Annotated in this window: 18 protein-coding genes; 10 read left to right on the top strand and 8 right to left on the bottom strand. The window is 38.2% G+C overall.

Going from position 1 to position 26,690, the window contains the following annotated elements; translation table 11 throughout:
- Positions 1 to 219 precede the first annotated feature (219 nt).
- A complete protein-coding gene (locus tag QNI15_RS19535; protein WP_313990951.1) occupies positions 220 to 1,677 on the bottom strand; it encodes an amino acid permease in 1,458 nt (485 codons plus the stop codon).
- A gap of 468 nt (positions 1,678 to 2,145) precedes the next feature.
- On the opposite strand from QNI15_RS19535, the gene QNI15_RS19530 reads away from it, so the two are divergent.
- Positions 2,146 to 2,934 (top strand): M15 family metallopeptidase, encoded by a 789-nt coding sequence (locus QNI15_RS19530; protein ID WP_314033114.1) that lies wholly within the window; start codon positions 2,146 to 2,148, stop codon positions 2,932 to 2,934.
- A 402-nt stretch (positions 2,935 to 3,336) separates the two neighbouring features.
- On the opposite strand, the gene QNI15_RS19525 is transcribed toward QNI15_RS19530, so the two are convergent.
- Complete coding sequence (locus QNI15_RS19525; protein WP_313979124.1) at positions 3,337 to 3,612, bottom strand: hypothetical protein; 276 nt, start codon at positions 3,610 to 3,612, stop codon at positions 3,337 to 3,339.
- 252 nt (positions 3,613 to 3,864) lie between these two features.
- On the opposite strand from QNI15_RS19525, the gene QNI15_RS19520 reads away from it, so the two are divergent.
- Positions 3,865 to 4,827 (top strand): YheT family hydrolase, encoded by a 963-nt coding sequence (locus tag QNI15_RS19520; RefSeq protein ID WP_313990957.1) that lies wholly within the window; start codon positions 3,865 to 3,867, stop codon positions 4,825 to 4,827.
- Positions 4,828 to 4,899: 72 nt separating this feature from the next.
- Here QNI15_RS19520 and metG read toward each other — a convergent pair whose 3' ends face one another.
- From metG to QNI15_RS19505, 3 genes are all read right to left on the bottom strand, one after another.
- Positions 4,900 to 6,999 carry a methionine--tRNA ligase gene (gene metG / locus QNI15_RS19515; RefSeq protein WP_314033112.1) on the bottom strand — a complete coding sequence of 700 codons (2,100 nt, stop codon included), beginning with the start codon at positions 6,997 to 6,999 and terminating at the stop codon, positions 4,900 to 4,902.
- 143 nt (positions 7,000 to 7,142) lie between these two features.
- Entirely contained in the window at positions 7,143 to 7,994 is an 852-nt protein-coding gene (locus QNI15_RS19510; protein ID WP_313990962.1) for a dienelactone hydrolase family protein, read from the bottom strand.
- A gap of 152 nt (positions 7,995 to 8,146) precedes the next feature.
- Positions 8,147 to 9,418 carry a metallophosphoesterase gene (locus QNI15_RS19505; RefSeq protein ID WP_313990965.1) on the bottom strand — a complete coding sequence of 424 codons (1,272 nt, stop codon included), beginning with the start codon at positions 9,416 to 9,418 and terminating at the stop codon, positions 8,147 to 8,149.
- A 147-nt stretch (positions 9,419 to 9,565) separates the two neighbouring features.
- Between QNI15_RS19505 and QNI15_RS19500 the strand changes: the two genes are divergently transcribed.
- From QNI15_RS19500 to QNI15_RS19465, 8 genes are all read left to right on the top strand, one after another.
- Positions 9,566 to 10,348 (top strand): PhzF family phenazine biosynthesis protein, encoded by a 783-nt coding sequence (locus tag QNI15_RS19500; RefSeq protein WP_313990967.1) that lies wholly within the window; start codon positions 9,566 to 9,568, stop codon positions 10,346 to 10,348.
- A gap of 140 nt (positions 10,349 to 10,488) precedes the next feature.
- On the top strand, positions 10,489 to 11,238 hold the full coding sequence (locus QNI15_RS19495) for a lysophospholipid acyltransferase family protein (RefSeq protein ID WP_313990970.1): 750 nt from the start codon (positions 10,489 to 10,491) through the stop codon (positions 11,236 to 11,238).
- A gap of 281 nt (positions 11,239 to 11,519) precedes the next feature.
- Positions 11,520 to 13,016 carry a cysteine--tRNA ligase gene (gene cysS, locus QNI15_RS19490; RefSeq protein ID WP_314033110.1) on the top strand — a complete coding sequence of 499 codons (1,497 nt, stop codon included), beginning with the start codon at positions 11,520 to 11,522 and terminating at the stop codon, positions 13,014 to 13,016.
- A gap of 72 nt (positions 13,017 to 13,088) precedes the next feature.
- On the top strand, positions 13,089 to 13,877 hold the full coding sequence (locus tag QNI15_RS19485) for a hypothetical protein (RefSeq protein ID WP_313990975.1): 789 nt from the start codon (positions 13,089 to 13,091) through the stop codon (positions 13,875 to 13,877).
- 153 nt (positions 13,878 to 14,030) lie between these two features.
- Positions 14,031 to 15,044 (top strand): M28 family peptidase, encoded by a 1,014-nt coding sequence (locus tag QNI15_RS19480; protein WP_313990978.1) that lies wholly within the window; start codon positions 14,031 to 14,033, stop codon positions 15,042 to 15,044.
- 138 nt (positions 15,045 to 15,182) lie between these two features.
- Entirely contained in the window at positions 15,183 to 15,341 is a 159-nt protein-coding gene (rpmH, locus tag QNI15_RS19475; protein ID WP_313979147.1) for a 50S ribosomal protein L34, read from the top strand.
- Between the two features lie 74 nt (positions 15,342 to 15,415).
- On the top strand, positions 15,416 to 15,829 hold the full coding sequence (locus QNI15_RS19470; protein ID WP_313990981.1) for a ribonuclease P protein component: 414 nt from the start codon (positions 15,416 to 15,418) through the stop codon (positions 15,827 to 15,829).
- Between the two features lie 84 nt (positions 15,830 to 15,913).
- Positions 15,914 to 17,569: a S41 family peptidase gene (locus tag QNI15_RS19465; RefSeq protein WP_313979150.1), complete on the top strand. Its 1,656-nt coding sequence runs from the start codon at positions 15,914 to 15,916 to the stop codon at positions 17,567 to 17,569.
- A 43-nt stretch (positions 17,570 to 17,612) separates the two neighbouring features.
- Here QNI15_RS19465 and QNI15_RS19460 read toward each other — a convergent pair whose 3' ends face one another.
- From QNI15_RS19460 to QNI15_RS19450, 3 genes are all read right to left on the bottom strand, one after another.
- Positions 17,613 to 21,623: an AAA domain-containing protein gene (locus QNI15_RS19460; protein WP_314033109.1), complete on the bottom strand. Its 4,011-nt coding sequence runs from the start codon at positions 21,621 to 21,623 to the stop codon at positions 17,613 to 17,615.
- Positions 21,624 to 21,974: 351 nt separating this feature from the next.
- Positions 21,975 to 24,842, bottom strand: a complete 2,868-nt coding sequence (locus QNI15_RS19455) for a DUF6493 family protein (protein WP_314033107.1) — start codon at positions 24,840 to 24,842, stop codon at positions 21,975 to 21,977.
- A gap of 95 nt (positions 24,843 to 24,937) precedes the next feature.
- Positions 24,938 to 26,296, bottom strand: a complete 1,359-nt coding sequence (locus tag QNI15_RS19450) for an SWIM zinc finger family protein (RefSeq protein WP_314033105.1) — start codon at positions 26,294 to 26,296, stop codon at positions 24,938 to 24,940.
- Positions 26,297 to 26,690 lie beyond the last annotated feature (394 nt).

Genomic DNA, 26,690 nt, shown 5'->3' with positions numbered 1-26,690 from the left:
AATATTAAAATTTAATTAAAGATTCCTATACACAAACCCCATTTTTAACAAAAAAATAATTTAAGGTTCGCAAAGCTATCTATATATATTACATATGATAGAAAGGTAAATGTCTGAAAGCAATTTTCTTAAATTTTTTATAAAAAAAGTCTAAGATTCAAATAGCAACTCGATTTACTAAAACCTCTATTTATTTTCAATATTGCTGTTAGAATTGGATTAGGCAACTTTTTGGTTTTGCAATTTGCTATGATGACGGCCATAAGCAAAGTACACAACTAATCCAATAAGCATCCATACAATCAAACGAATCCAGTTTTCCGCTCCTAAGCCAATAATCATTGCCAAACAAACTAATGCACCTAAAATAGGTACAACTGGAGAGAATGGAGTTTTAAAAGGACGTGGAGTATTAGGATCTGTTTTTCGCATAATAATTACTCCTATACAAACAAGCACAAAGGCAAATAATGTCCCAATACTTGTCATATCACCCACTACATCACCAGGAATAAAGGCAGCAAACAACCCTACAAACACAAAGAAAATCTGATTCGACTTATAAGGTGTTTGATAGACAGGATGTACTTTAGAGAAAATTGGAGGTACCAATCCATCTTTTGACATAGAGAAAAATACACGGGATTGTCCTAAAAGCATTACCAGAATTACAGAAGAAAACCCTGCCAGAATAGCAATAGTTACAAAAAGTGCTAACCAGCTATATTTGGTCATATAGGTTTCGATTGCATAAGCAACAGAAGCTTCTTTACCTGCTTTTTCAAATTCAGTGTAATTAGCAACACCAGTAAGTACGTGAGCAAATAAGATATATAAAACTGTACAGATAGCCAGAGATACCAGAATACCAAAAGGCATATCACGTTTAGGATCTTTGGTTTCCTGTGCAGCTGTTGATACAGCATCAAATCCGATGAATGCAAAAAATACAGTCCCTGCTCCTGCCAGGATACCACCCCATCCATGTTCAAAGAATCCTTCATGTCCAGCAGTTCCTTCCGGAATCATATATGGAGTATGGTTAACAGGATTAATATAAGACCAACCCAAAGCAATAAATAATATAACGATGGCAACCTTTACAATTACAATGATACCATTTACTGTAGCAGATTCAGAGACACCTCTGATCAATATCAATGTAAGGAGAAAAATTATGAACAACGCAGGTATATTCATAATACCATGCACTCCATTATCAGATTGAAACGGGGAATGACACCACTCATAAGGAATCTCCCACCCTGCAACAGACTTTAAAAGCTTATTCAAATATTCAGACCACGCAATTGAAACAGTAGCAGCACCCAATGCATATTCCAGAACAAGATCCCATCCAATAAACCAGGCAACAAATTCGCCCATTGTAGCATAAGAGTAAGTATAAGCACTACCAGCAATGGGAATCATAGAAGCAAATTCGGCATAACACAAACCAGCCAATGCACAACCTACTGCGGCCACAATAAATGATATGGTTACAGCAGCGCCTGCCGATTCTGCAGAAGCAGCAGCTGTTCGCACAAATAGACCAGCTCCAATAATGGCACCGATTCCCAAAGCCACCAACGCCCACTTTCCAATACTCCGCTTAAGCTCCTTGGACTCTGCTTCCTGAAGTAGTTGTTCTAGATTTTTTTTTACAAATAAATTCATAAGGATGTAAGAATAAATACTTTATGTTTGTTTTAGGTTGATGAATAGCTTAAATTTCTTTAATCAGAAGAACAATTCTCATCAAAAAGAGCGTCCAATATGTTAAAAGATTTTGATGTAAGCCAATACCCAACCTATTTTTTTTAAAAAATTCGGCAAATCCCGCATTTTATTCGTTGAAAATTACCATAATTCCGTTAGAACCATAGTTTATTTTACAACTTGCCTTCATTTTACAACCTTGGTCTTTGATACGTGTAGTAAATCTATCAAAAATGCTATTTTTTTCAAGATCCTATCACTGTCTTATATCTGCGTCCGGATAATTTATATATATAGTCTCTTTGCGAAATCTACCATTACTTTTGGTAAAATATGTAATTTTGACACCTTACAGCACATTCGCAGTATGTAATTGTGAATGTAGACAATATATTTTTATTGATTATACTATTCCGTTTTATCTTCATGTACGTTCAAGCTCGATTTGTATCTATATTTATTTTCACCCTTCTATTCTACTGCTGTACATCTTCGCAGGGAGAAAAAGCAAATAAAATAGAAGATACAAGCTCTCTCCAGCCTGTTAAACCAATAGATATATCTACTCACGACTCATTACCTGATACTACAATTTCTATAAAACGAGCTGATACTATTCAGCAGACATTATCAACACCACGCCCCCCAATCCAGCTTCATGAGATTCCGGATAGTGGGTTTGTAGAACTTATCCGGCTAGATTCATCATTTATATTGGATCTACGGTATGCAACACCCAATAACTTTCTGAAGGAAAAGGTTTATGATTGTGCTAAGTGTCTCCTTCGAAAGGAAGCGGCAATGGCTCTGATCAAAGCTCAGCATATATTGTTAGCCAAAGGCTATCGTCTACGGCTATTTGATTGCTATCGTCCTTTGGATGTACAGAAAAAGATGTGGAAGATAATGCCTAATGATCACTTTGTAGGAAATCCTTATGGCAATGGTTCTATGCACAACAAAGGAGCGGCATTGGATCTTACACTGGCAGACAGTACAGGCAAAGAATTAGATATGGGAACTCCATTCGATTTCTTTGGAAAAGAAGCGTATCATGCCTATACAAAATTGCCCGCTGATGTACTTCAACGTAGACAACTACTCAAACAAACCATGATACAGGTAGGCTTTAGTCCTATTACATCTGAGTGGTGGCATTACTCGTATAAAGGAAAACGATATAAAGTTGCTAATTTCAAGCCTGATTGTGAATAATTATTGATTCACAGAACTTAGGTCATTACTCTTTTGAAAGATATCTATTGCTAAAGCTCTACAAAAACTAGATACAGGTTTTACCCTTGTCCATTTTTTGTTATATAGTTTTTTTGAGGACTATCCATATAAGGGAAGGCTATAGGAAGGATTTTGATTTGCGCATAGTTTACCTCAAGCTATTTTTTTAGCAAGGATAGGCAGTCCCGCTTATTGGTGGAAGAATTACGTCTAATTCACTACACTTCTTGTTATATGCATAACTCCAATCATGTTTTATTTTGACCGGAATTCCGATCAGATTTTGTTTTTGCGCATAACTCACCGCAAAAACAAAATCTGATCGGAATTCAACGCAATAGATTGATTGCTGTGAATTATGTGCAAAAGGGAATCACAGATTTAAGCTCTTTCAAGAATTAATTCTTTGATCCGTTCAGCGTCTCCCTTCGAAAATCCCTTGATTACAATTTCAGGTCTGGCCCTTGGAAGTATGCGAATAGTAGCGAAGAAAAGTCCACTGTCAATGTCAACACCTGATATATCAGAATAAAACACAAAATTGTCAGATCCACTTAATAACCGTTTGGTTCGGAAAGAAACACCTTTTTCGTTTAACACTACCTGATCAGGAGTGAACATGTCTTTAAGACGACTTGCAGAAAATACTTCGTTCATAGTATGTTGTCTGTAGTATGAAAATTTAAAAATAAAATCCTGTGAATACCTTGTTGGTCACTGCATTAATTGCAGAAACCAAAATAGGTAACCGAGTTACATAGTAAGATAAAAAAAAGATGCCACTTTGAATAGTAAGAAGGGAAAGTAGGACTGAACATTTCTTTTGTATAGCTTCTGTCTATAATTTTATTCTCCATCAGGGAACCTGTTCTGATAGGCTACCGTTCTAAAACATTATATTTCCAGCATATGCCTGTTTTACCTATACCTTCTTATAATCCACCGATCCATCAATGGAATCGTCATCTGCAAACGATTCTGCCTAATGTTTTTCGCCGTGTTGAAGGAATACATTACTCTCGGGAGCGAATCAAGACACCAGACCATGATTTTCTGGATCTGGATTGGAGTCAAGCACAGATTCCTACCACAAAGTTGGCTATCTTGACTCATGGGTTGTTAGGCAATTCAACCCGTACCTATATGCTGGGAATGGCAAAGGCATTTAACAGAATTGGATGGGATGTTTTAAGCTGGAATATGAGAGGTTTAAGCGGAGAGCCTAATCTTCTGGAGCGAATGACTACTCATGGTAGTAGCGATGAATTGGATATAGTTATTCGGCATGTTTTAACCCACAAAGAATACAAAGAAATTTCACTTGTTGGTTTTAGTAAAGGCGGCAACATTGCTTTAAAGTATGCAGGTGAATTGGAAAATGCCATTCCTTCTGAAATAAAAAGTATTGTTGCCATCTCCTCTCCTTGTGATGTATTAGGTAGTGTAGAAGCTATGGGAGATCATAGCCTATATGGCCGGATGTTTCGGGATAAGCTCAAAAATTTTTTAGTTAGCAAATCATCTCTTATTGATCCACAAGCACTAAAAAAAGCATTGACTTATAGTACTCTAATGGATATAACTAAACATTATGTTGCTCCATTACATGGTTTTAAAGACGACACTGAGTATTGTATTCGTTGCAGTTCGTTACCTTATCTTTCTCAAATCAGAGTTCCTGCTTTGGTTTTAAATGCGCAGAACGATCCTGTACTCTCAGCAAGCTGCTCCCCAGCAGATATTGCAGCCCAGTCTGATTATTTATTTCTGGAAACACCTGCATTGGGAGGCCATGTAGGCTTCAGCCGCTTTAATGAGGAAATGACCTGGGCTGAACACAGAACAATTGACTTTGCTCTACACTTCAGATAAGAGGATTTTTACAAAAAAGCCGCTATCTGTTTCCACAGACAGCGGCTTACTATAACTTTAATCAGTTACTACTTATCGTATGGTCCCCCCATTTGTAATCAACGTAGCTGGACTTACAAATGTCAACTTACCATCTATATTCTCTGCCATCAGGATCATTCCTTGTGAGGAAATCCCTTTGATATCTCTTGGGGCTAAATTTGCCAGTAAACACACTTGTTTTCCAATAATCTCTTCTGGCTTGTAATGTTCAGCAATCCCGCTCACAACAGTACGTTGATCCAATCCTGTATCTAATGTCAGCTTTAACAATTTCTGAGTTTTAGGAACAGTCTCAGCAGCCAGAATGGTAGCCACTCGAATATCCATCTTTTGAAAGTCATCAAATGTCACAGCTTCCTTAGCAGGTGCTACTGTTTTAGAGGCTAATTCATTTGCTTTCTTAGAATCTTCGAGTTTCTTTACCTGAGCCTGAATAGTAGCATCTTCGATTTGAGAAAATAATATTTCCGCGGATCCAAAAACTTGTCCATCAGGAATTAAATTCACACTTCCTGCCTGATTCCATCTCAAAATAGGAATATTTAACATGTCATATATCTTTTGTGATGTAAATGGCAGGAAAGGCTCTGACAGAACAGCCAAATTAGCCACAACCTGAGCACTAAGATTTAAGATAGTTTTTACCCGTTCAGGATCATCCTTGATTTTTTTCCAGGGTTCAGTATCTGCCAGGTATTTATTGCCCATACGGGAAATATCCATCAACAGAGATAAACCTTCTCTAAACCGATAGTTTTCAATTGCCTCTGCAATTTCAGCAGGAGCTTTTGCCAGTCCCTCTATCAGTTCTTTATCTATATCAAACAATTCACCACGAGCAGGAACTTCTCCTTTGTAGTACTTATGTGTTAATGTGATAATCCGATTTACAAAGTTACCCAGGTTACTCGCCAGTTCACTATTGTTTTTAGTCTGAAAATCTTTCCAGGTAAACTCATTATCTTTTGTTTCTGGTGCATTCGTAGTAAGTACATACCGTAATACGTCCTGTTGACCGGGAAACTCAGCCAGGTATTCATGCAACCATACAGCCCAGTTACGTGAGGTAGAGATCTTATCTCCTTCCAGGTTCATAAACTCATTAGCGGGTACATTTTCTGGCAGAATGTAACTTCCTTCAGCCATCAAGGTTGCCGGAAAAATAATACAGTGAAACACAATATTATCCTTTCCGATAAAGTGCACCAGCTTGGTATCTTTGGCCTTCCAGTACACTTCCCAATCACCAGGTGTTGTTGTCTCTGGTACAGGAGCTGTGTACAATTCAGGAGCCGCTCCCATTTTCTTGGCAGTAAAGTAATCTTTGGTGGCAGAGATATAGCCAATTGGTGCCTCAAACCACACATACAACACCTTACCTTCTGTATCAGGCAGAGGAACCTGAATGCCCCAATCCAGATCACGAGTCATTGCACGTGGCTGTAGGCCTTGTTTCAACCATGATTGACATTGTCCAGCAACGTTCACCTTCCACTCTGGATGAGAGGCAATATATTCTTCAATCTGCGGCTGCATCTTATCTAAAGGAAGATACCAGTTTTTAGTTGCTTTCAACACTGGTTTTCCACCACTTAGCATAGAGTGTGGATTGATAAGTTCCATCGGGCTTAATGTACTCCCACATCTCTCACATTGATCGCCATAGGCATTGGGATTGCCACAATTAGGACATGTACCTACAATATATCGGTCAGCCAGGAATTGACCTGCTTTCTCGTCATAATACTGTTGAGAGACTTCTTCCACAAAGACGCCTTTATCATATAAGTCTTTAAAGAACTCCTGAGAAGTCTCATGGTGAACTTTCTTACTTGTGCGGGAATAGATGTCAAATGAAATACCAAATTCAGCAAAAGAATCCCGAATTTGCTTATAATATTTATCTACAACTTCCTGGGGAGTAATGCCTTCTTTTTGTGCCCGAATAGTAATAGGTACACCATGTTCATCGGTTCCACTCACAAAGAGCACATCAGCCCCTTTGGCTCTCAGGTAGCGAACATAAATATCAGCCGGAATATAACAACCTGCCAAATGACCTATGTGTATCGGGCCATTGGCATATATTAAAGCCGCTGTAACAGTATATCGTTTTGGATTCTGGATCATATAATGCTAAAAATAATTTGTGTGCAAAGTAATAAATCAGGAAATGAACTTGAAAACAATTTGGCAAAGAAACTGTATAGACATAAAAAACAAAACCCTGCTCAGGAAAGAGACAGGGTTTTGAGTTGTGAGATTATTCAACTTTAGACCTTAAACTTTCCTTTTAGGTAATTGATTGCCATCATATATGCTTCGTCCGCTTTTGCTTTGTCGTAATTGGGATTACTTGGATTTGCAAAAGCATGTTCTGCATCGAATGTTTTTACAGTTACTTTTTTTCCTGCAGCCTGCATGTCTTTTTCAAATTGGGAAACAACTTCTGAGTTAATCCATTTCTCTCTTCCTGCAAACAAACCCAATACATCTGTGTGTAAAGTTTTCAACCGATTTACATCTTTTTCAGGCATACCATAAAACATCACACAGCCAACAGCTTGTTTGCCACTTACTAAAGCCGCCTGAAGAGAACGCGCACCACCAAAGCACCAACCAACTGTTGCTATCTTTGCATCCTTTCCTACATACTCAACTGCACCTTTGGTAATAGCATCCAGGCGCTCAGGTTTAGCTTCTCCCATATATTTCCCTGCAGTTTCAGGATCAGTAGCTACTTTTCCATCATACATATCCAATGCGATCACAGTCACTTCGCCTTTCAGATCGTTATAGTATTTTTCAGATTCACGTTTGATGTAGTCATTCAATCCCCACCACTCCTGAAACACAAAGAGATACTTATTGGATTTTGTTTTTGCCTTTAATTCAAAAGCATTAGCGGTTTTACCGTCTGTTGTTTTAAAAGTAATCATTTTGCCATCTTTACCTTCATATATATAGGGAAGCGGAGCCAAATGGCTAGCTACGAATTCTGGGTCATCTACTAACCGGGCCATTGCATCTGTAGCTGAGATCTGGCAACAACTCTCAACTTTCTGTGCAAATGTAAAAATACCCGTTGCTAAAAGTGTAAAACAGGTAAAAAGTAGTTTTTTCATGTTAGTAAGTGTTTTTAAAAGGTAGTCTGTGTTTACATGTAATTTATTTTTCTATGAAAATGGTTCATTTCTGTAGAAAAATAAATTACACTTTTCAGCCGGACATAGTGAAAAACTTTATAGTAAACTATTATCAGCTATTTATGTTTAAATCAGACTACTTTTAATTCAAAAATAGTTATTTCAGGGGGCATCCCTACACGTCCGGGAAAACCAATGTATCCATAGCCTCTATTCACATACAGATATTGCGTTTTTCCTACATCATTTTTTTCCTGATATAACCCAGCCCACTGCTTATAGGCATATTTAACAGGACTCCAGTGAAAATTTCCAATCTCTACTCCAAACTGTGCACCATGTGTATGTCCGGCAAATGCCACATCAATATCCTGGAAGTTTGGACGGACCTGAGCATCCCAATGTGTAGGATCATGCGATAGAAGCAGTTTTACAGGAGCATCTTCTGCTCCCTTATAGGCTTTTGCCAGATTACCATGTTTTGAAAAGCTTCTTCCCCAGTTTTGAATCCCAATAATACTGAGTTCATCTCCACTTTGAATAATTTTCCGATTTTCATCCATCAGCAAGTCCCAACCCATCAGTTTATGAGCGTGCATCAGATCCTGAAGGTTTTTTGTTTTTGCAGCTGCACTCTCCCAATTCACATAATCCCCATAATCGTGATTACCTAATGTCGAGAATACACCTAATGGAGCTTTTAACTTCTGGAAGATGGGAACATACTCTGCAACTTCTTCTGCAATATTATTAACTAAGTCTCCTGTAAAAAATATCATATCAGGCTTTTCCTTCAACAACATGTCGACTCCTCCTGTAACAGCTCTCTTATTGAAAAAACTACCTGAATGAATATCTGAAATCTGAGCAATACGTATTCCGTCAAACGAACGGGGTAAGTTAGGCAATCGTAAGGTTACTCTACGAACTCTGTAATCATGTGCACCCAACAATATACCATAACCAACTCCAACAAGCGGAACTGTCCCTGCAATGGCAGCAGCTTTGATCAGAAATTCAGAACGAGGAATTACAGGTGCAGCATCCTGAGGACTCGTGGTTGGAGCTTGGGCTGTTGCATCTGAGGAAGTAAATTTAGATACCACCCATTTGCCTAGTCGAATAATGTCATCCAAAAGTACAAAGATCCCTGCAACGAGCTTAATCAACAGATTAGTGAATACCATAGTCATAAGAAAATTCCGCATCACAGAACCTTGTAAACCTGGTATTAAAAAGAACAACAACAGTGAAACTATTGAACCAATAGAGAAAAAAAGTGAGATCCACTGGGCTGGTCGCCGAAACGATTCAGGCAAAGTACGTAAAGCATGATATACATAATAGTCAACTCCAAAGAATAGAACTACAATGAGCAATAAAACCATTAATCTGGAAAGCATGGAATATAGTAGTTTATGTAAAGGTCTGATTGAATAACTGGTTTTGTGCTAGACGGAAAACCTAAAAAATTATTTTGAAAAAACACCGAAAAAAGTATTCCTTTGATAGTATAACATCTTATTGACTATACCTTACCATACACGTCTATGAATATCTATCAGGTTGATGCATTTACTCAACGCATTTTTGGAGGCAATCCTGCGGCTGTCTGTTTATTGGAAGAACCAGCTAAAGAAGAATGGATGCAGAATCTGGCTATGGAAATGAATCTCTCTGAGACAGCGTTTGCCTGGCCTGAAGAAGATGGATATCGACTAAGGTGGTTTACCCCGAAAGTAGAAGTAGACTTATGCGGTCATGCAACCCTGGCCACATCACATATACTCTGGCAACTTCAAAAACTATCTCATGATGATACCGCCCGTTTTTTTACACGAAGTGGTCTTCTCACCTGCACAAAGAATAGTGACTGGATTGAAATGGATTTTCCTGCTAAACAAGCAATAGAAGTAACCGCTCCAGAAGGATTGACAGAAGCATTAGGTGTCAATCCTATTTTTGTAGGAAATAATAAGATGGATTATCTGATTGAGATTGAATCAGAAGAAGTACTTAGAAACTTACAACCCAATTTCTCTGAATTAAGCAAATTGCCCATACGAGGCACGATTGTTACAGCTAGTAGCCAATCAACTGACTATGATTTTATCTCCCGCTTTTTTGCGCCTGCTGTAGGTGTGAATGAAGATCCGGTTACAGGTTCTGCTCATACAGCTTTAGGACCTTATTGGGCAGCAAAACTGAGCAAAACAACTATGACGGGTTTTCAGGCCTCTGCACGAGGAGGTGTTGTGAAAGTTCGCTTAGTAAATGACCGGGTATTACTTGGAGGGCAGGCTATTACGGTTATGAAAGGTGAATTGTATTGACTATCAACATTCACATACCTCCCTTCAGAAATAATTTTAAACCAATTATTCGGGCAATCTCTTGCTTTTCTCTAATTTGCGCTTCTGTTCCAACTATTTCAGCTTATGTAGTTTGCTGGAGTAATTGTTCTCACTAGCTCATGCGACGACTGTATTCTTTTTGGTGTTATTTCTGGTTTCTTGGATTGTTTTTATTGTTGTTTCCATTTTTCTGGTTGTTTTTACAACGTGAAAAATGGCATCCCAAAGCCCATTACCTTAATCGTTTATGGGGGCAATTATTTTTTCCATTATGTGGTATCTCTGTTGATATAGAGAATAGAGCAACATTATCTGATAATCAAGCCTATGTATTCTGCTCCAATCATTTTTCCTATCTGGATATTGCAGTAATGGGAGTGGTGTTGCCTCACTATTATGCTTTCATTGGAAAAAGCCAGATTACCAAAGTTCCTCTGTTTGGCTATATGTTTCGCAAGCTTCATATTCCGGTCAATCGGGAGAGCAAACTGGAACGTTACAGAATTGTACAGAAATCCGTGAATTTTCTTCAGCACAATCGTAGCATTGTAATCTTTCCGGAAGGTGGCATTAAATCCAAACAACCTCCACGAATGGCACCTTTTAAGGATGGGGCTTTTCGGATGGCTATTGATACACAGGTGCCTATTGTTCCCATAACGTTCCCATATAACTGGCAGATCCTACCAGATGATGGAAAGCTGTTATTTTTACGTAAAGGCATAAAAGTAATCATTCATGAACCTATTCCAACAAAAGGAATGACAGTTAATGATATGGAATCATTGAAAGATCAGACTTTTACTGTCATTGAATCTGAATTAGAGAAATATTTTACCTCACTCCAAAAGGAGAAACAAGTAAAATAACTATCTTTATGGCTGGTATTCAAACTACTATCCTTTCCTAAGCAACCCACTTATAAAAATGAAGAATATCTGTAGTTTTTAACTTTCCTCGGGATAAACTCTTTGCTATAGTTAAAACCTCTGTATCTTTGTTGCCATTTTTCATATATGGTTCTGGTGAACTCAAATTTTTCCACAAAAGAAGTATGCTACTGAACAAATACCACGATCGATGTTGTTGCATGTAAACCTTTTCATGCATGAAACATTCCTGATCTTTAAATTTAAATTCTTTACTCTTTGTGAATCCCCAGCCATTAAAACTTTATAATACACTTACACGTCAGAAAGAACTGTTTGAATCCATACACCCTTCTTACGTAGGTATGTATGTGTGTGGTCCGACAGTATATAGTTCTGTCCATCTGGGCAATGTACGTACATTTCTTACATTCGATATACTGTATCGGTATTTGCTTCACTTAGGCTATAAAGTCAGATACGTGCGAAATATCACAGATGTAGGTCACCTAGAAAACGATGCGGATGACGGAGAAGATAAGATTTCGAAGAAAGCGCGTTTAGAACAGCTGGAACCAATGGAAGTTGTCCAGTTCTATACCAATAATTTTCATGATGTACTACGTACCATGAATATGTTGCCTCCAAGTATAGAGCCGTCTGCGACAGGACATATGGTAGAACAGATTGAGGCAGTAAAGGAACTAATCTCAAAAGGATATGCCTATGAATCAAATGGTTCTGTATATTTTGATATAAATACATACCAGTCTTCATATCAGAACTACGGACAACTTTCTGGCCGGGTAATAGAAGAACTAATCAATGAAACCCGTGAACTGGATGGGCAGTCGGAAAAACAGAATCCTCTGGATTTCGCAATCTGGAAAAAGGCTTCCTCTAAACATATTATGCGTTGGAAATCGCCTTGGGGTGAGGGATTCCCTGGCTGGCATTTGGAATGTACTTGTATGAGTACAAAATATCTGGGTACTCACTTTGATATTCATGGTGGTGGTATGGATCTTAAATTCCCCCATCATGAATGTGAAATTGCTCAGGCAGTAGGTATTAATGGAGTACAGCCCGTAAAATATTGGATGCACTCAAATATGCTGACGTTGAATGGAGAAAAGATGTCTAAATCAAAAGACAATTCTATTCTACCAGATGAACTGTTTACTGGGCAAAATTTATTCCTGACTCAGGCATACAGCCCAATGACTGTACGGTTCTTTATGCTACAATCGCAGTACAGAAGTGTACTGGATTTAAGCAATGATGCGCTACAGGCATCAGGAAAAGCCTATCGGCGCTTAATAAATGGACTTCATTATATCAAAACAAAAACCTTTTCTGAAGTAGACGGAGTAGGGGTAAATGAAAAGCATTTGCAAGATATCAAGACAGCTGCACAAGGTTGTTATGATGCTATGAATGATGACCTGAACACAGCGGTCACTATTGCCAAGCTTTTCGATCTGCTTAAGAAAATAAATCAATTGCAATTAGGACAAATACAAAGTGCGGAACTGGGAGAAGAAGGTTTTAATATGCTTCGCACAACATATGTAACTTTTATCGAAGAAGTATTAGGACTCAAAGAAGAGAAACCTGATGCATTTGAGTTGTTACTCTCTGAGCTTCTTACTATCTATAAAGATGCAAAAGTCGAGAAAAATTACACAAAAATAGATGAAATTAGGGCTCAATTGAAACAAATTGGAGTTGTTGTACGTGATATGAAAACTGGTATAGCCTGGGCCTATGAAGAGTAATTATTTGATTGAGTGGCCGAAGGCTAATAAGTTGTCATTTTGGGTAAGTATCTCTTTTGAACAGGAACGCCTATGCACTCTCATAACAAGTATTGGTTCTTTTTCCAGTGTATTCTGATGGTCAAAAAGATACTCTTAGTAATAACGATTCCTGTCACTGTGTTCTCATGTCACAGTGGCAGGCAATCTGCTTTAGCCCAAACCGTAGCAGTGCATAAGCTGGAAGGACGCAAACAGGAACCACAGGTAATTGCATCCACCCGTTTTTCTTTTGTTCAGCCTACTGACTCTACACGTTTTGTATTGTCTGTTATCTCAGAAAAAGAATTTGCATCCAGTGAAACAACTTATCAGGATAAAATAAAGAGAGATACTAATCGGTTTAAAATAATTAACGGAGAAATCAGATTACCATTAGCTACAGGTAAATCCTTTGTTGTAAAAAACAATCTTTCTAAGGACGATAATTTTCTTGAGTACAAATACATTGGATATTTACCAGACATTGATAAATATATAATGGAATGTACGGGCTATGAATGGTATGAATATTTTACAGTAGATAAGCAAACGGGTGATACAGCTATTTTCTTTGAAAAACCACAAATATCTCCTCTTAATGGAAAGTTAGCCTGTGTATACTATGATATGTACCAAACTGAACTACCAATGATTCAGATTAGTACATATAAGCTTACTGCCAAGCAGATCTCTGGTTATGATACCACCTATATAGCAATCAGTGATCAGAAATATCCACTGGCATGCACCTTAATATGGGAAAATGAACTTTCTATGCTCATTAAGTTGTCTTTCGAATCTAATTCATCTGAATATCTAAGACTAAAAATGCGCCGATGAGTTTAAACTTATAATCTTCGGTTTGAGTTAACCCTATCAGAATTAAAGAAAGAATGTTTGCAAAGTTGATTTTTGTAACGTTTCTTTAGCCTCTTTCGAATACACCTGAAACAACTATCTTATTAACCGAAGAGGCGGGTATTATTTTTTCTGATGAAAAAGATTATATTTTTTATAGGAGCAGTAGTGTGGTTATCAGCCTGTAAAGATGGCTCCAAAGGAGGCGAAAGCCAAACTACACAAACAACAGAAAGCCAATCTGTAATTACAACAAAAGCACCTGATTTTTCCGCAGACTCTGCGTACAGCTTTGTAGACAGACAAGTCAGATTTGGTCCAAGAGTCCCAAATACTGCCGGACATCGTGCCTGTGGAGATTATCTGATAGCCACATTAAAACAATATGGGGCTGAAGTAACCGTACAGGAGTTTACAGCTAGCGCCTATGATAGAACACCACTTAAGGCACGCAATATCATTGCGTCATTTAATGCAAAAGCACCAAAACATATTCTCCTGGCAGCTCATTGGGATACCCGCCATGTGGCCGATAAAGATAGCGCCAAAACCAAGCAACCTATTGATGGTGCCAATGATGGAGCCAGCGGAGTCGGCATATTACTGGAAATAGCCAGAGTCTTATCAACTGCCTCAACAAAACCCAATGTTGGAGTGGACATTATTCTTTTCGATGTGGAAGATTATGGCATTCCAGATTTCGAAAACAGAGACAAATACACAAATCCAGAATCTAATGTAGAATACTACTGTCTGGGCTCTCAACATTGGGGTAAAAACCTGCATAAACCAGGCTACTCTGCATATTTTGGGATATTACTTGACATGGCAGGGGGTAAAAACGCTGTTTTTAATAGAGAAGGAAGTTCAGTAAGATATGCTGCTGGTATTGTAGATAAGGTATGGAATATAGGACAGGCATTAGGCTATGGGCAATATTTCCGTAACGGTCAGGCTCCTGAAATTATAGATGATCATGTATATATCAATGAGTATGCACGTATCCCAACTATCGATATTATAGATTTCTCAACAGAAGGCGAGTTTGGAGCATATCATCACACTCATGCAGATAACATGCAGATTATAGATAAGAATACACTTAAAGCAGTTGGGCAAACCGTATTACAAGTACTATACCAGGAATAAAATAAGCCCAAACCAAGCTTATCCAGATTAATATACAACAAAATACGATCAAATGTTTTTATTTTAAAATGCTTTCCATATATTTGCAACCCTGTTTTTTAGAAATACATCTAAAATAATAATATTAAGTTTATTGTCATGAAACGTACATTTCAGCCCTCCAAGCGCAAGAGAAGAAACAAGCACGGCTTTCTTGAAAGAATGTCGACCCCTAATGGACGTCGGGTGTTAGCAAGCCGTCGCGCCAAAGGACGCAAAAAACTAACTGTGTCAGACGAAAGAAGACATAAAGCATAATTATACTAGCTGATCATTTCTAGCATTTGTCGTTGGCTATTATACTAATGATTATTTGCTGATCACTATTTCTTATGTTGGTAAAAAACCAAAATCTTCCCAAAGCTGAACGGCTCTGTAGCAAAAAAATAATCGAGGAACTTTTTCAGAAAGGTTCCTCTGTTTATTTATATCCTTTTCGGATTCAATATCTTCCCAGAACAAACGAAGAAATCGCCTATCCTCAAATATTTTTTTCTATTTCCAAGCGAAATTTTAAGCGCTCAAACAAACGAAATCTGATACGTCGCAGATTAAAGGAAATCTATCGTCATCATAAGTATGAATGGCTTTCAGCTACTCCTCCGTCTGTCTTTCCAGCCTATCTGAGTGTTATCTATGTAAGTAAGGAAATACTACCTTCTGACATTCTGAGCAAAAAATTTAATGCTGTTTGGAAAAAGTTACAAGACACTGGACTTCAGCCTACTAGCCACTCATCATTTTAACAATTTAATCTTTGGCTTTTCGTTATCTATTTGCTAAATTTTACAACTTTTTTCAGTTGTAATTAATCAGCATTGAAAAATATTATGATTAAAGTTCGTAAATCTTTATTGTTTGCAGCAATTCCAGCAGCATTACTGGGAGGCTTTGCATTCTCTGATCCAGGAGAGCGTTACTTCGAAATAGCGAAGAATCTGGAGATTTTTGGTACACTTTTCCGTGAAGTAAATAACTTCTATGTAGATGAAGTAAATCCCAATCATGTGATGAAAGTAGGCATTGATGCCATGTTAAAATCTCTGGACCCCTACACAGACTACATTCCTGAAGATGAAATTGAAGATTATCGAACCATGACTACCGGACAATATGGAGGAATTGGTGCAGTTGTAGGTTCTCGTATGGGCAAAACATACGTGATTATGCCTCATGACAACTCTCCGGCAGTTCGGGCAGGACTAAAGGTAGGTGATGAGATCATCAAGATTGATGATATTGATCTGAAAAATAAAACCTATCTGGATGTGAATAAGCTACTCCGTGGACAGGCAGGGACTCCAGTGAAACTCACAATTAAAAGATATGGGCAGGATAAATCAATAGAAGTCCCTCTGTCACGTGAAAATATTAAAATCGATAATGTACCTTATCATGGCATGGTAACCAATGATATTGGATATATTCACCTGGAAGACTTTACAAGTGGCGCTGTCCGTGAAGTAAAAAATGCGCTGATTGAATTAAAAGGTAAGGGGGCTAAGAAAATCGTGTTGGATTTAAGAGACAACCCAGGTGGTTTATTAAGTGAGGCTGTTAATATTTCCAATCTGTTTGTTTCTAAAGATGTTGAGATTGTAAGCACTAAAGGAAAGGTTACAGACTGGAACAAAGTCTATACAGCATTGAACCCACCAGTAGATACAGATATTCCGGTAGCAGTATTAACCAGTAGCCGAAGTGCTTCTGCTGCTGAAATTGTGTCTGGTGTTATTCAGGATTATGATAGAGGTGTTTTGATTGGACAACGTACTTATGGTAAAGGCCTTGTTCAGGTTACTCGTCCATTGTCTTATAATTCACAGCTAAAAGTGACAACAGCTAAATACTATATTCCTAGTGGCCGTTGTATTCAGGCAATCGATTACAGTCATCGCAATGAAGATGGCAGCGTTGGCAAAATTCCGGATTCCTTACGTGTTGCATTTAAAACTAAAAGTGGACGTGTAGTATATGATGGAGGAGGAATCTCACCTGATGTAGAAGTAGAAAAGTCGCTGATCCCTCAGATTCTCTTCAGTCTGGATAATAAGAACCTGCTATTCGATTATGCCAATAAGTATACGAATGAACATGCTTCTATAAAGTCCCCGAAAGAGTTTAAGCTTACAGATGCAGAATATCAGGAGTTTGTGAAATGGCTTGGCAGTAAAGATTATGATTATACTACACAGGTAGAAAGAAGTGTAGAAGATCTGATTGCGTATGCAAAGAAGGAAAAATATTATGAGGATATTCAGGAACAGATTAAAGCCTTAAAAAACAAGATGTATCATAACAAGGAATCTGACCTGCAAAAATTCAAGACAGAGGTTAAAGAAGCACTGGAAGAAGAAATAGTAGCCCGTTATTATTTTGAGAAGGGTATGGTAGAAGCTTCGTTTGATAACGACAAAGAATTAAAAGCAGCAGTAGAAGTTCTGAATGATCCTGCGAGATATAGTAAATTACTGAATAAGAAGTAGAAAAAGTAAAAGCCCGTATCTGTAAAGTACGGGCTTTTACTTTTTATTGTTTAGGCAAGCGTCCTGACTTTTTCCACCACTCTCTACTATATACACGTTTAAATTTCCAGTGCTTGGCTGTCAGTAAAAAAGGTGTATAAGCATGTGCCTCCTTAGCAGACAGACTTTGATAGTATAAGTCATCATCTGTAAGGATCAGAGCCTCATATCTTCCCTCCTGCTTTAGAGTGATATCAGCAAAAGGCAATTCTTTTACTGCCTCAGACTGTGCTTCTGCAATCCTATCTTTTAGTAATTTTTTAGATACAAATCTATCTGATATTTTAGGTTTAGGGACATACTCCCCAACAGAGACCTGCCATGCATATTCCAGGTACTTTTGTAACAACCGAGGTCCTTCATGTAAGACATCATCTGTACGTAGTTGTTGTGGATGAAGGCTGGAAACAACATAAATACGTTCTTTGGCCCGGGTAATCGCAACATTCAGTCGGTTCTCTCCTCCCTGCTGGTTTAAACTACCAAATTGCATCATTAGTCGCCCAGCACTATCAGGGGCATAACCTAATGAGAAAATAATGATATCCCGTTCGTCACCCTGGACATTCTCAATATTCTTGACAAATAAACTATCTGGCAACAACCATCCATGTTCTATAGTGATTGACTCAAGCTTATCCTGTATCAGCCCCTGTTGTTTGTAATTAAACGTCACTACCCCGATTTGTTTCTCAGGATATTGCAGAACAAGCTTTTGAACCAATGTAACAACAGCATCCGCTTCTTCCTGATTCTGGCTATCGTTCCAAATACCATCTACTTTAACATAATGGATGGCAGGATCTGCTTTGTTAATCAGAGTAAAGTCAGGTAGTAATTCCAGATTATGCTGATAGAAATGACGATTAGAAAAATCAATCAATTCCAATGATTGACTACGATAATGCCCTTTAAGTTGAGTTTGAGGTAAATACCTTGATGCCAGATCCAGCAAAGAATTAACTTCCAAATCAGGTACCTCTTCTAAATCTTCTTCATACCGAATCTGATACAAATCATTCGGTTGCAATTGTTTACTGTCACCTGTGATAACCACCTGCTGACCTCGAGCCATGGCAGGTAAGCCTCGTTCAGCAAAACATTGGGAAGCTTCATCAAAAATCACCAGATCAAATACTGTTTTTCTGGCCTTTGCAACAACAGAGTTGTCTTCGCCAGAAACAACATCCGAAGAATGAATATCCCAAATAGCAGAAACGGACTCAGGAGAAGCCATCCAGCAAGGAACCAGTTGAAATATTTCATCTCCTAACTCTGCAAATAATTTCCGCAAAGCCCAAATGTGACGCTTTTTTGAGACCTGATGTTTCAGATCACGGTAGGTAACCAGATTATTCAATCGGTTAAACTCTACATTCCGATAGGTTTGCTCCCTGAGTTTCATCAACAACATCTCCCGACTCAGATTTTGCTTTTTTAACAAAGCTTCTTGTAGCTCATCCTCCATCTGCTTAAGCTTATGTGTTGACACTGCCCGTAAAATAGGATATTGCCCTTCTATATGATCAATCCATGACAGTCGTAGGCTATTGTCAAAAAGGAAGGCCCATCCAGATAAATTATTTTGCGAAAGGTCATCTTTACTTAATGCAGCATAATAGGCATGTATCTTTGTTAATACCTCACGCTCTTGTGAGGAAAAACTAATCTTAATCTTATCCAGTTCGCAAAGAGCATCAAAGTCTTCTGCAAGAGCAATGAGTTGATCCTGAATACTCAGCGGATTTTTCCAGGCACGTGTCACCTGTTCCTGTGTCAGATAGCGTCTCCATCTTACTTTGCTTTGCCTCCACTCATCTGCTATGGCCTGCAATTGATAGAGTTTCTCCTGAAACACTCTATAAGAGCCCTGTAATAAAGAGGATAAAGGATAGAAAGAGGCAAGTTTCCTGGATAGCTTGTAGGCTTTTCGGGCAGTTCGCTGATTTTCAAACCATTGCTTAGCCAAATCTGGCTCATACAGGTTTTCAGTATTCCAGGCAACAGCAAGATTTTCTTTTACTTTCTCGAATGCAATTCGCCGTTTAATCTTCTCTACCAACTTCTTCAAATCACTTCGTTCCAGGGATGCTCCATTGTCATCGGCAATAGACTGTACTTCCTTTTTTTGTCCTGAAAACCAACTCCACCTGATCCATGAGAACAGATTCTGACGGGCATCCAAAGCATTCATACATAATTCCAAAGCATGAGGCAATTGGTCCACAGAAAGACTCCTCTCAATACCTATTCCCTTAAGGCATTTTAATATCTCTTTCTCCTGTTTATCTAACCACTTAGATGTCACAAATGCGTTATTACCTTTGTAATAATGAAGAAAAATCTGCCATACAGGTTCATCAGGAATCAATTCAAATACCTGCCGCATCCTTCGTTCTTCTTCTGTCAATACTTCCAGATCCGAGATACTTAGCTTCAAATTGGCTATTCGATCTGCCTGTATCAATACACTTTGTGCTGTAGCAGGTACTTCCTGAAGATATTCTGTAAGTAGATCCTGGTCAGAATAAGTAAACGCATGAAAGGAAACTCGATCATGCAAGGGATAAAATTCAGCTTCTAAGGGCAAATAGGATTCATATGCAGCCAGACGTCGCATAAAATCATCCGTTTCTCCAAACCGAAAATGTTTATATTCCTTTTTAAGAGAAACACCGAGCTTGTCAGGACTACTAGTTAAATACAGTTCTTTTACTGACACACCACAAATCGTCTCATCAAATAATATTTTCCGAAACTCTTCCAGTTCCTGAGTAAGCTTATCAATTCGCCGGCATTCCTGTGTAAAGTTACGTTCCAGATAGATCGCATCCAGACTCAGATTGAGACGTTTATATTCTTCTATACGTTCTATCTGCCGATTTATCTGCTCATACAGTGCCTTGCGATCTTGTTTAAAATCATGCACTAACGCCAAGAAGTCCGTAATCCCTACTTGCCGAAGTCGTTCATACACCACATCCAGTGCAACCCGTTTCTGACACACCAATAGCACTCGTTTCCCCTGTGCAGCATAGTCTGCCATGAGATTAGCAATAAATTGTGACTTACCTGTTCCCGGAGGTCCCTGCACCACAACCGACTTACCTGACTTTACCATTTGCATAGCCTGCTCCTGTGAGGCATCTAGTGGCAATGGTGTCAATAAATTCTCCTCATTTGAAACCTTACTCTTTCTTTCTTCTGTAATTTTCCGAAGAAAGAAATCTTCTGTTTCTTTACACTCATTCTTTTCAATCAGATATTGATAATCAGGCATCAAATAAGAACCTGCTTGCGGAAAAATTCCCAGCACGGCTTCAGGATAGAGTTTGATTTCTCCATTGCGTTGTAAAGCTTCAAAATCTCCTCTTTTAAACGTTTGGAATGGCTGCAACTTATCTGTAAAGGTATCCTGGTTGAAGTTTATCTCAAGAGGACTTTGTTTTAATAATTCATAGAGTCGGGTTCGGAATTCCAGACTATCCTTACTAAAATCATCAAAGTCTGTCTCTATCCATTCATCTGTAATCTTTACATTATTGAAGTAGGAATAAGCGAGTAAAAAGCTTTTGTTCAATTGGATCTCTTCGCCTTCTCTTGGATATAATTCCCAACGGTTACCAGATTGTGCCAGGTGTACAGGAAAAAATAATAACGGACATCTGACAGATGTGCCATCAATAAGTTTCCCATGTATCATAGGATAGCCAACATACAAATCCTGCGCACCACGTTCCTGTTCAATAAATGAAGCTGTCCGGACAATACGTCGTAATCGTTTGGTTGCTTCATTCACTTTGTCATACCTGCTGTCTAGTACATCACAAAGAGCAATCTTATTCTTACCCGCAATTAATTGACAGACAATTTCAAATGAAGGTCTGTTGTCAAGAAAATCCAATTCATGAAGATCGAAAAACTGCTCTGAAGGTAGTGTCAACAGAAGTAGCGATTTATTGGATGACGTAAGGTTAGTTAGCCGTTTTTGGTATGCTTTAAGGAGTGTTAACATGGACCCAAAGTACATATTTAAATGCAAAAAATGAAAAGGATGCTTATTTGATAATTTGATGCTGATGATCAAACTTTGGTCAGTCTTTTAGTTATCCAGAGTACATATTAGCAGGTTCTGAACATTTTAGCATTTAAATATGCTAGCCCTAATACAATGTTTCCAGTTTATTCCTATTAGCATAACAAAAGCTATATATGCCTTGGTACTGTATCTGTTTGAAGTTTGTTAACCAGGAAAGTAAAAGCCACTGAAGATACTTCAGTGGCAGAATAATAGAATAATGCAACCTGGTAAAATCCAGAATTGAAGATGAATTCGTTAAAGTAATGTTTTGTCGTAGTAGCAAAGTCAGGCTGCAGTCGGTTCACTGATAAGTTGTGCAATTTTGGCTGCAACTGGTTTTAATGTAGCATTCTGTTGCCAGACGGACGCTTTTTCTTTTATGGTTGTTGTTGTTCGGCGACGATGTTTTTTGCAAATATCCAGATAGAGTTCCAATAGTTTTTTCAGATTTTTGGGCGGTGCTCCTTCCAATTGGATGATCAACGATTCCAGTATCTGTTCTAATGCCGAATCGTGTAGGGCTGAAATATCTTTGACCAGAGTAAGAGCGCCAATCAAACGTTGCACAGGTGCATAGTTGCCTGTAATAAGTTTTCCTAACATTTCACCTAAAAGATAAGTATCCAGTCGAGCGTCAGAAATAGCCTGAACCACTACCTCAGATGCAATGCCTCGGGTTGTATTTTGGGCATGTAACAAGCCAGTAGCAAGTAATAAAGTAGAAGCTATCTGAAAAGGACGATCTGGAGATAATAAGGTGCGTAATACAGCACTCACAATCCGGCGTTCTGTTTCTTCCCCCAATTCTGAACGTATTGTGCCAGCTTGTATGGCTTGTATATACAATGCTTCCGGATAATGTGGGCTAAGTGAAAAGAGTAACTCCGCATCTTTTTCGTTTATATAATAATAGGAAAGGTCTTCTTTTTTAGATATATGTTGCGAATACAACAACCCAATAGGAGAATAGATTTTATCTGGTAACTGTAAGTGAATGACACTATAACGGATAGTAATAATTGTTTTATCCCAGTTTTTATACGAATAGTTTTTGTGTTGCATCTCCCATTCCAATGCAAATGGTGAGATTACATTGGGTACGGCTGCCCAAGAGGTAGATTCCAGAAAATCAAACTTCCCAGATGGATTTTTGGTACGTGCAGCTACTGCCCACAGGATATGCTGCTCATCTTCTTTTCGAGGCCTGCGAAGACTATGTTTATCCATGAGTTTGGTCATCACATCTGAAATAGGCTTCAGAAATGATGATTTACTGGAAAGCGTTGGTGCTACTGTATCTCCCAGAAAAAATAGCATCAATTCCTTATAAAAACCTGTGAGCTGTTCTGCTTTTTCTAATGCAGATTCTTTTTCTTCCTGGCTTGTACGGGCTATGGCAATTGCCAGATCCAGATAGTCGATGGGTGTATTGTGCTTTTGATAAGCAAGCATTCGGTCTACCAATACCTCAGGCGCAATCCAATAGGGTGCATGTGAAGGTGTTGCTAATAAAGGCAAAGTTGATTTGTCATGTATTTTATTAATAACCTGTTCAAACCGCTGCTGATAAATATACAGGAATCGATCTGTATTATTTAGATTTACCTGACTTACATAATGCGTCTTTCCTTGATTTGCCCAATCAGAAATCAATGCATTGATCAATCCCTCCATGCCATATAGCCACTGCATCTGTTCGGGCTTTCGCAGATACGGTTTTACCTGTTCGTGAAAGTTGGCAGGTACAGCGGATTGGAGACGTATCAATCCATCAAGTAATAATTCCAGATTCTCTGTATTCAAATGGCTGGTAACTTTGCCAATCTGAAAGAGCAAATCATTCCAGGAATTTATAGGTTGTAGTTTATTTTGATTGGTAATGCGTTGCGGTATTGAGTCTTCCTGCTTTTCATAAATGCAGGAAGACTCTTCTTCAGTTACAGGAAGAAATTCCTGTAACAAATCTCTTGCGGTTGCAGATAACTGATCACTAAACAATGTTAACTGTTCCAATAATGCTTGATCTTTCCGATCTCCAACCTGATTGATTAATTTGGCTGCTTTTTCATGTATAATGGCATCATCTATTATAAACACATTGCACACAAGCAGAGAAATCTGTTTTGCCAGAGACGGACGTATCTTTACTGATTTTTCGAAAATCGCCAGCAAAGTACGGGTTGCTGTACGTACATCACTACGAGATAATAAACTTTCTGCACCTGTAGATAATGCTGTAAAGTCAAAATCTGGGTGAGTATAAATATGTTTTATCTGCTCTATAGCAAAGTTTACAGGTTGTGTAGATGTACAATGTAGCAATTCGCAGATACCTTGCTGTAGAGTTATGCGTTCGCCAATAGTTGGCTTTAATTCATTAAACAGATCTTTATACCAGCCAAGAAGGTTTTTATTAAAATCCCGTTTCAAGCCATGCAGACACTTTTGTAATATCAATTGTCGGTTTATTTTGTTTTCTTCAACCAATCTGAGAAAAATGCCCGTCCAGTTAAGTGTCTGCTTGCGATCTTTGCTGTAATAATGATTTATCCAATACAGATTTGTTTCATATTCAAATATAGATAAGAGGTCATTTTTTAATAAGAAGTCATCCTGACAGATAAGAGAGTAAACATCCCTTTGTGTTTCCTGCTGATCTTTCCAGGGTATTTGAAGCAAATATGTCATGGGTTTGGTAAACAATTCCTTATCATGTTGGATAATCCCCAGCATCTGTAACTCACGAAGTTTCTGATAGTCTATGATAAGCCATTCATTTTTCTGCTGATGATGTTTCAGACAGTCTGTGAACCAGTCTTCCTGGCGATATTTTAGTATTTCCAGAATATAAGGCCAAATATCTGACTGGCTGTGGTTATTAAATAGGCGAACAATATAATCTGATGAGAAGAGGTCCTGTTTACTTAGTAAGCCTAAAGCGGCTAATTGCAATACATTGGTTTGTCCTGCAGTTCCTTTTCTACCCCAGTTTCCAATACGTATTTCAATATACTTCTCAAGTTGTTTTTTTAACGTTTTTATCTTTTTGCGTAACTCCTCCAGATTTCCAGCAGGTAAGGATTGTAAAAAAGGCAATAACTGATCTGGTTTCTCCTGTACTATAATTTCCTGTAGTTGGTCAGCGTAGTTCATAGGTATAAGCGGTATAAGGGATAATAAAAAAACGAAAAGAGATATTCTGGAAATGAGTCAAGTAAGCAATTGTTTTAAGTAGTGAACTCCTGAAGTTAGTAGCTGGAGGCTTCCATATTCTCTGTCAATATTCTTACAGAGAGTATATGTTTGCATGGGCCACGCATTCCCTGATAGTCTGTGAACCACTGACATGTGCAACGTTGTGTATGTTCATCAATCAGGACAGTATGCCAGACGTTAGTTCCTTTCACACGAGCTTCTGTACAGGTAGGTGTATGGATGAGTAGTTCTATCTCTTCTTTCTCTATTAGCTTGCGGGCATTTTTTAGGCGTGGATTCAGGCTGGCAATACGCTCTGGTTTATAAGGCAGACGACGATAGAAGTGTTGTCTTGTTGTGAGATCATAGCCTAACAGTCCCATAGCAGACAGACTTGGACAAAGAGATTCAACCGTTTCGAATTCAATGTCGTTTTCCAGTGAGAAGAGTGTTGGATTAAATTCTTCATTCGCTTTCAAGAGGTGATTGGCTCCCCGAATCCATTCCAGTGGAATATTGTCAGTCAGATTATCCAATACATTGCCTTCACCTGAGAATCCCCGATAAGGATCAGCAGATAGAGAGAATATAAATCGTAAGGCTCCCATTGATAAAACAAAGGCGCTTGCCTGACGATCAGGAGTTGCGTATACACTAAAGTTATCAATAAAGGGGAGTAAACCTTCCAGCAATCGTACGCGATGAAGCCCACCAATCATAATAGCTCCATCCATGGAGGCAGGGGTAAAAATTGCTTTACCAGCTCTCATAGTCAGATAATAAGCTGTTCTAATAGTGCCTTTGGGAAGAGTTTGAAACAACTGAATGGTTTGTAGCTTCGTTAACTTACACACTTCGTCCATTTCTGCAAGATACAACTGCACAGAGGTAAGACCTTTTATCCAGCGGGTAGGCAGTGTTACTTTGCGTTCTACTACTTGTTCCCCCTGTTTCTCCAATATTACTTCTTTTTGTCCTACAGAAAGAAACACCTCATCCTGTTTCAGAATGCCTGTCAGTGCATTAATCATAGGCTCATTGAAATCTACATTGGTAGTACCACTGGAAAGAAACTCTCCGTCCAGGCCTTCCGGTAATATATCCAATCGCGCATATATTCCATTGCAGGAAGAGAATGCCTCAAAGCGCATTTTACCTGCACCTGCTGTTACAATAGGATCACGCATGGCTGCTATTTCCTGTGGAGACAAAGCAAAACGTGATCGTACCACTTTTGAAAGAGTGGTCAGGCATTTTGCTGTTAGATAAGGCTCTTTGAGCTTTCCCCAGAAAAAGCAGGATACTTCCTTTACAGCGTCCTCATTATAATGAGAGAGAAAAATGTTTGTTTGTGTTTCTATTCTTTGTACAGTGGATGGAATAGAATAGTGGTAGGCTAAATCGTTTGTCATGATATACAAGCGGTCTGAATAATAAAATATATCTGTCTTTAATATTTTAATGACTCAAAAATACAAAATATTTTTAAAAATGATAAAAATATAATTTTAAAATATTAAATGATTTTTTTCAGATGATTGTACAAGAGGAATATAAGCTACATTTCATTCAGGTTTACTTCGTGACTATATATAGTGGATTTGCTTATCATTAGCATATGTGATAAGCTATTCTTCTTTTTTATAATAATACTATATAAAAGCAGATGAGGAATAGGGAAGCATATATAAAATATAGAAAGATTTAGTAGTGGTAACAGTACTACAACAGACTAGCAATTATTTGATGATCAGCAGATTGTATTAGTAACTGAAATTTTTGATTAAAAGCGAAAACCAATAAATT

It is taken from the genome of Xanthocytophaga flava, from assembly GCF_030068545.1.
Classification (GTDB): domain Bacteria; phylum Bacteroidota; class Bacteroidia; order Cytophagales; family 172606-1; genus Xanthocytophaga; species Xanthocytophaga flava.
The sequence above is the reverse complement of the archived record's forward strand: the minus strand, read 5'-3'. Positions and strand labels throughout refer to the sequence as shown.

What these genes read in the sequence shown, in the direction of transcription:
- QNI15_RS19495 (WP_313990970.1), top strand. Translation starts at nt 10,489, where the DNA reads ATGCGACGACTGTATTCTTTTTGGTGTTATTTCTGGTTTCTTGGATTG.
- QNI15_RS19535 (WP_313990951.1), bottom strand. Translation starts at nt 1,677, where the DNA reads ATGAATTTATTTGTAAAAAAAAATCTAGAACAACTACTTCAGGAAGCA.
- metG (WP_314033112.1), bottom strand. Translation starts at nt 6,999, where the DNA reads ATGATCCAGAATCCAAAACGATATACTGTTACAGCGGCTTTAATATAT.
- QNI15_RS19510 (WP_313990962.1), bottom strand. Translation starts at nt 7,994, where the DNA reads ATGAAAAAACTACTTTTTACCTGTTTTACACTTTTAGCAACGGGTATT.
- QNI15_RS19470 (WP_313990981.1), top strand. Translation starts at nt 15,416, where the DNA reads ATGTTGGTAAAAAACCAAAATCTTCCCAAAGCTGAACGGCTCTGTAGC.
- QNI15_RS19520 (WP_313990957.1), top strand. Translation starts at nt 3,865, where the DNA reads ATGCCTGTTTTACCTATACCTTCTTATAATCCACCGATCCATCAATGG.
- QNI15_RS19460 (WP_314033109.1), bottom strand. Translation starts at nt 21,623, where the DNA reads ATGTTAACACTCCTTAAAGCATACCAAAAACGGCTAACTAACCTTACG.
- QNI15_RS19485 (WP_313990975.1), top strand. Translation starts at nt 13,089, where the DNA reads ATGCACTCTCATAACAAGTATTGGTTCTTTTTCCAGTGTATTCTGATG.
- QNI15_RS19530 (WP_314033114.1), top strand. Translation starts at nt 2,146, where the DNA reads ATGTACGTTCAAGCTCGATTTGTATCTATATTTATTTTCACCCTTCTA.
- QNI15_RS19465 (WP_313979150.1), top strand. Translation starts at nt 15,914, where the DNA reads ATGATTAAAGTTCGTAAATCTTTATTGTTTGCAGCAATTCCAGCAGCA.
- QNI15_RS19525 (WP_313979124.1), bottom strand. Translation starts at nt 3,612, where the DNA reads ATGAACGAAGTATTTTCTGCAAGTCGTCTTAAAGACATGTTCACTCCT.
- QNI15_RS19450 (WP_314033105.1), bottom strand. Translation starts at nt 26,296, where the DNA reads ATGACAAACGATTTAGCCTACCACTATTCTATTCCATCCACTGTACAA.
- QNI15_RS19500 (WP_313990967.1), top strand. Translation starts at nt 9,566, where the DNA reads ATGAATATCTATCAGGTTGATGCATTTACTCAACGCATTTTTGGAGGC.
- QNI15_RS19505 (WP_313990965.1), bottom strand. Translation starts at nt 9,418, where the DNA reads ATGCTTTCCAGATTAATGGTTTTATTGCTCATTGTAGTTCTATTCTTT.
- QNI15_RS19480 (WP_313990978.1), top strand. Translation starts at nt 14,031, where the DNA reads ATGAAAAAGATTATATTTTTTATAGGAGCAGTAGTGTGGTTATCAGCC.
- QNI15_RS19455 (WP_314033107.1), bottom strand. Translation starts at nt 24,842, where the DNA reads ATGAACTACGCTGACCAACTACAGGAAATTATAGTACAGGAGAAACCA.
- rpmH (WP_313979147.1), top strand. Translation starts at nt 15,183, where the DNA reads ATGAAACGTACATTTCAGCCCTCCAAGCGCAAGAGAAGAAACAAGCAC.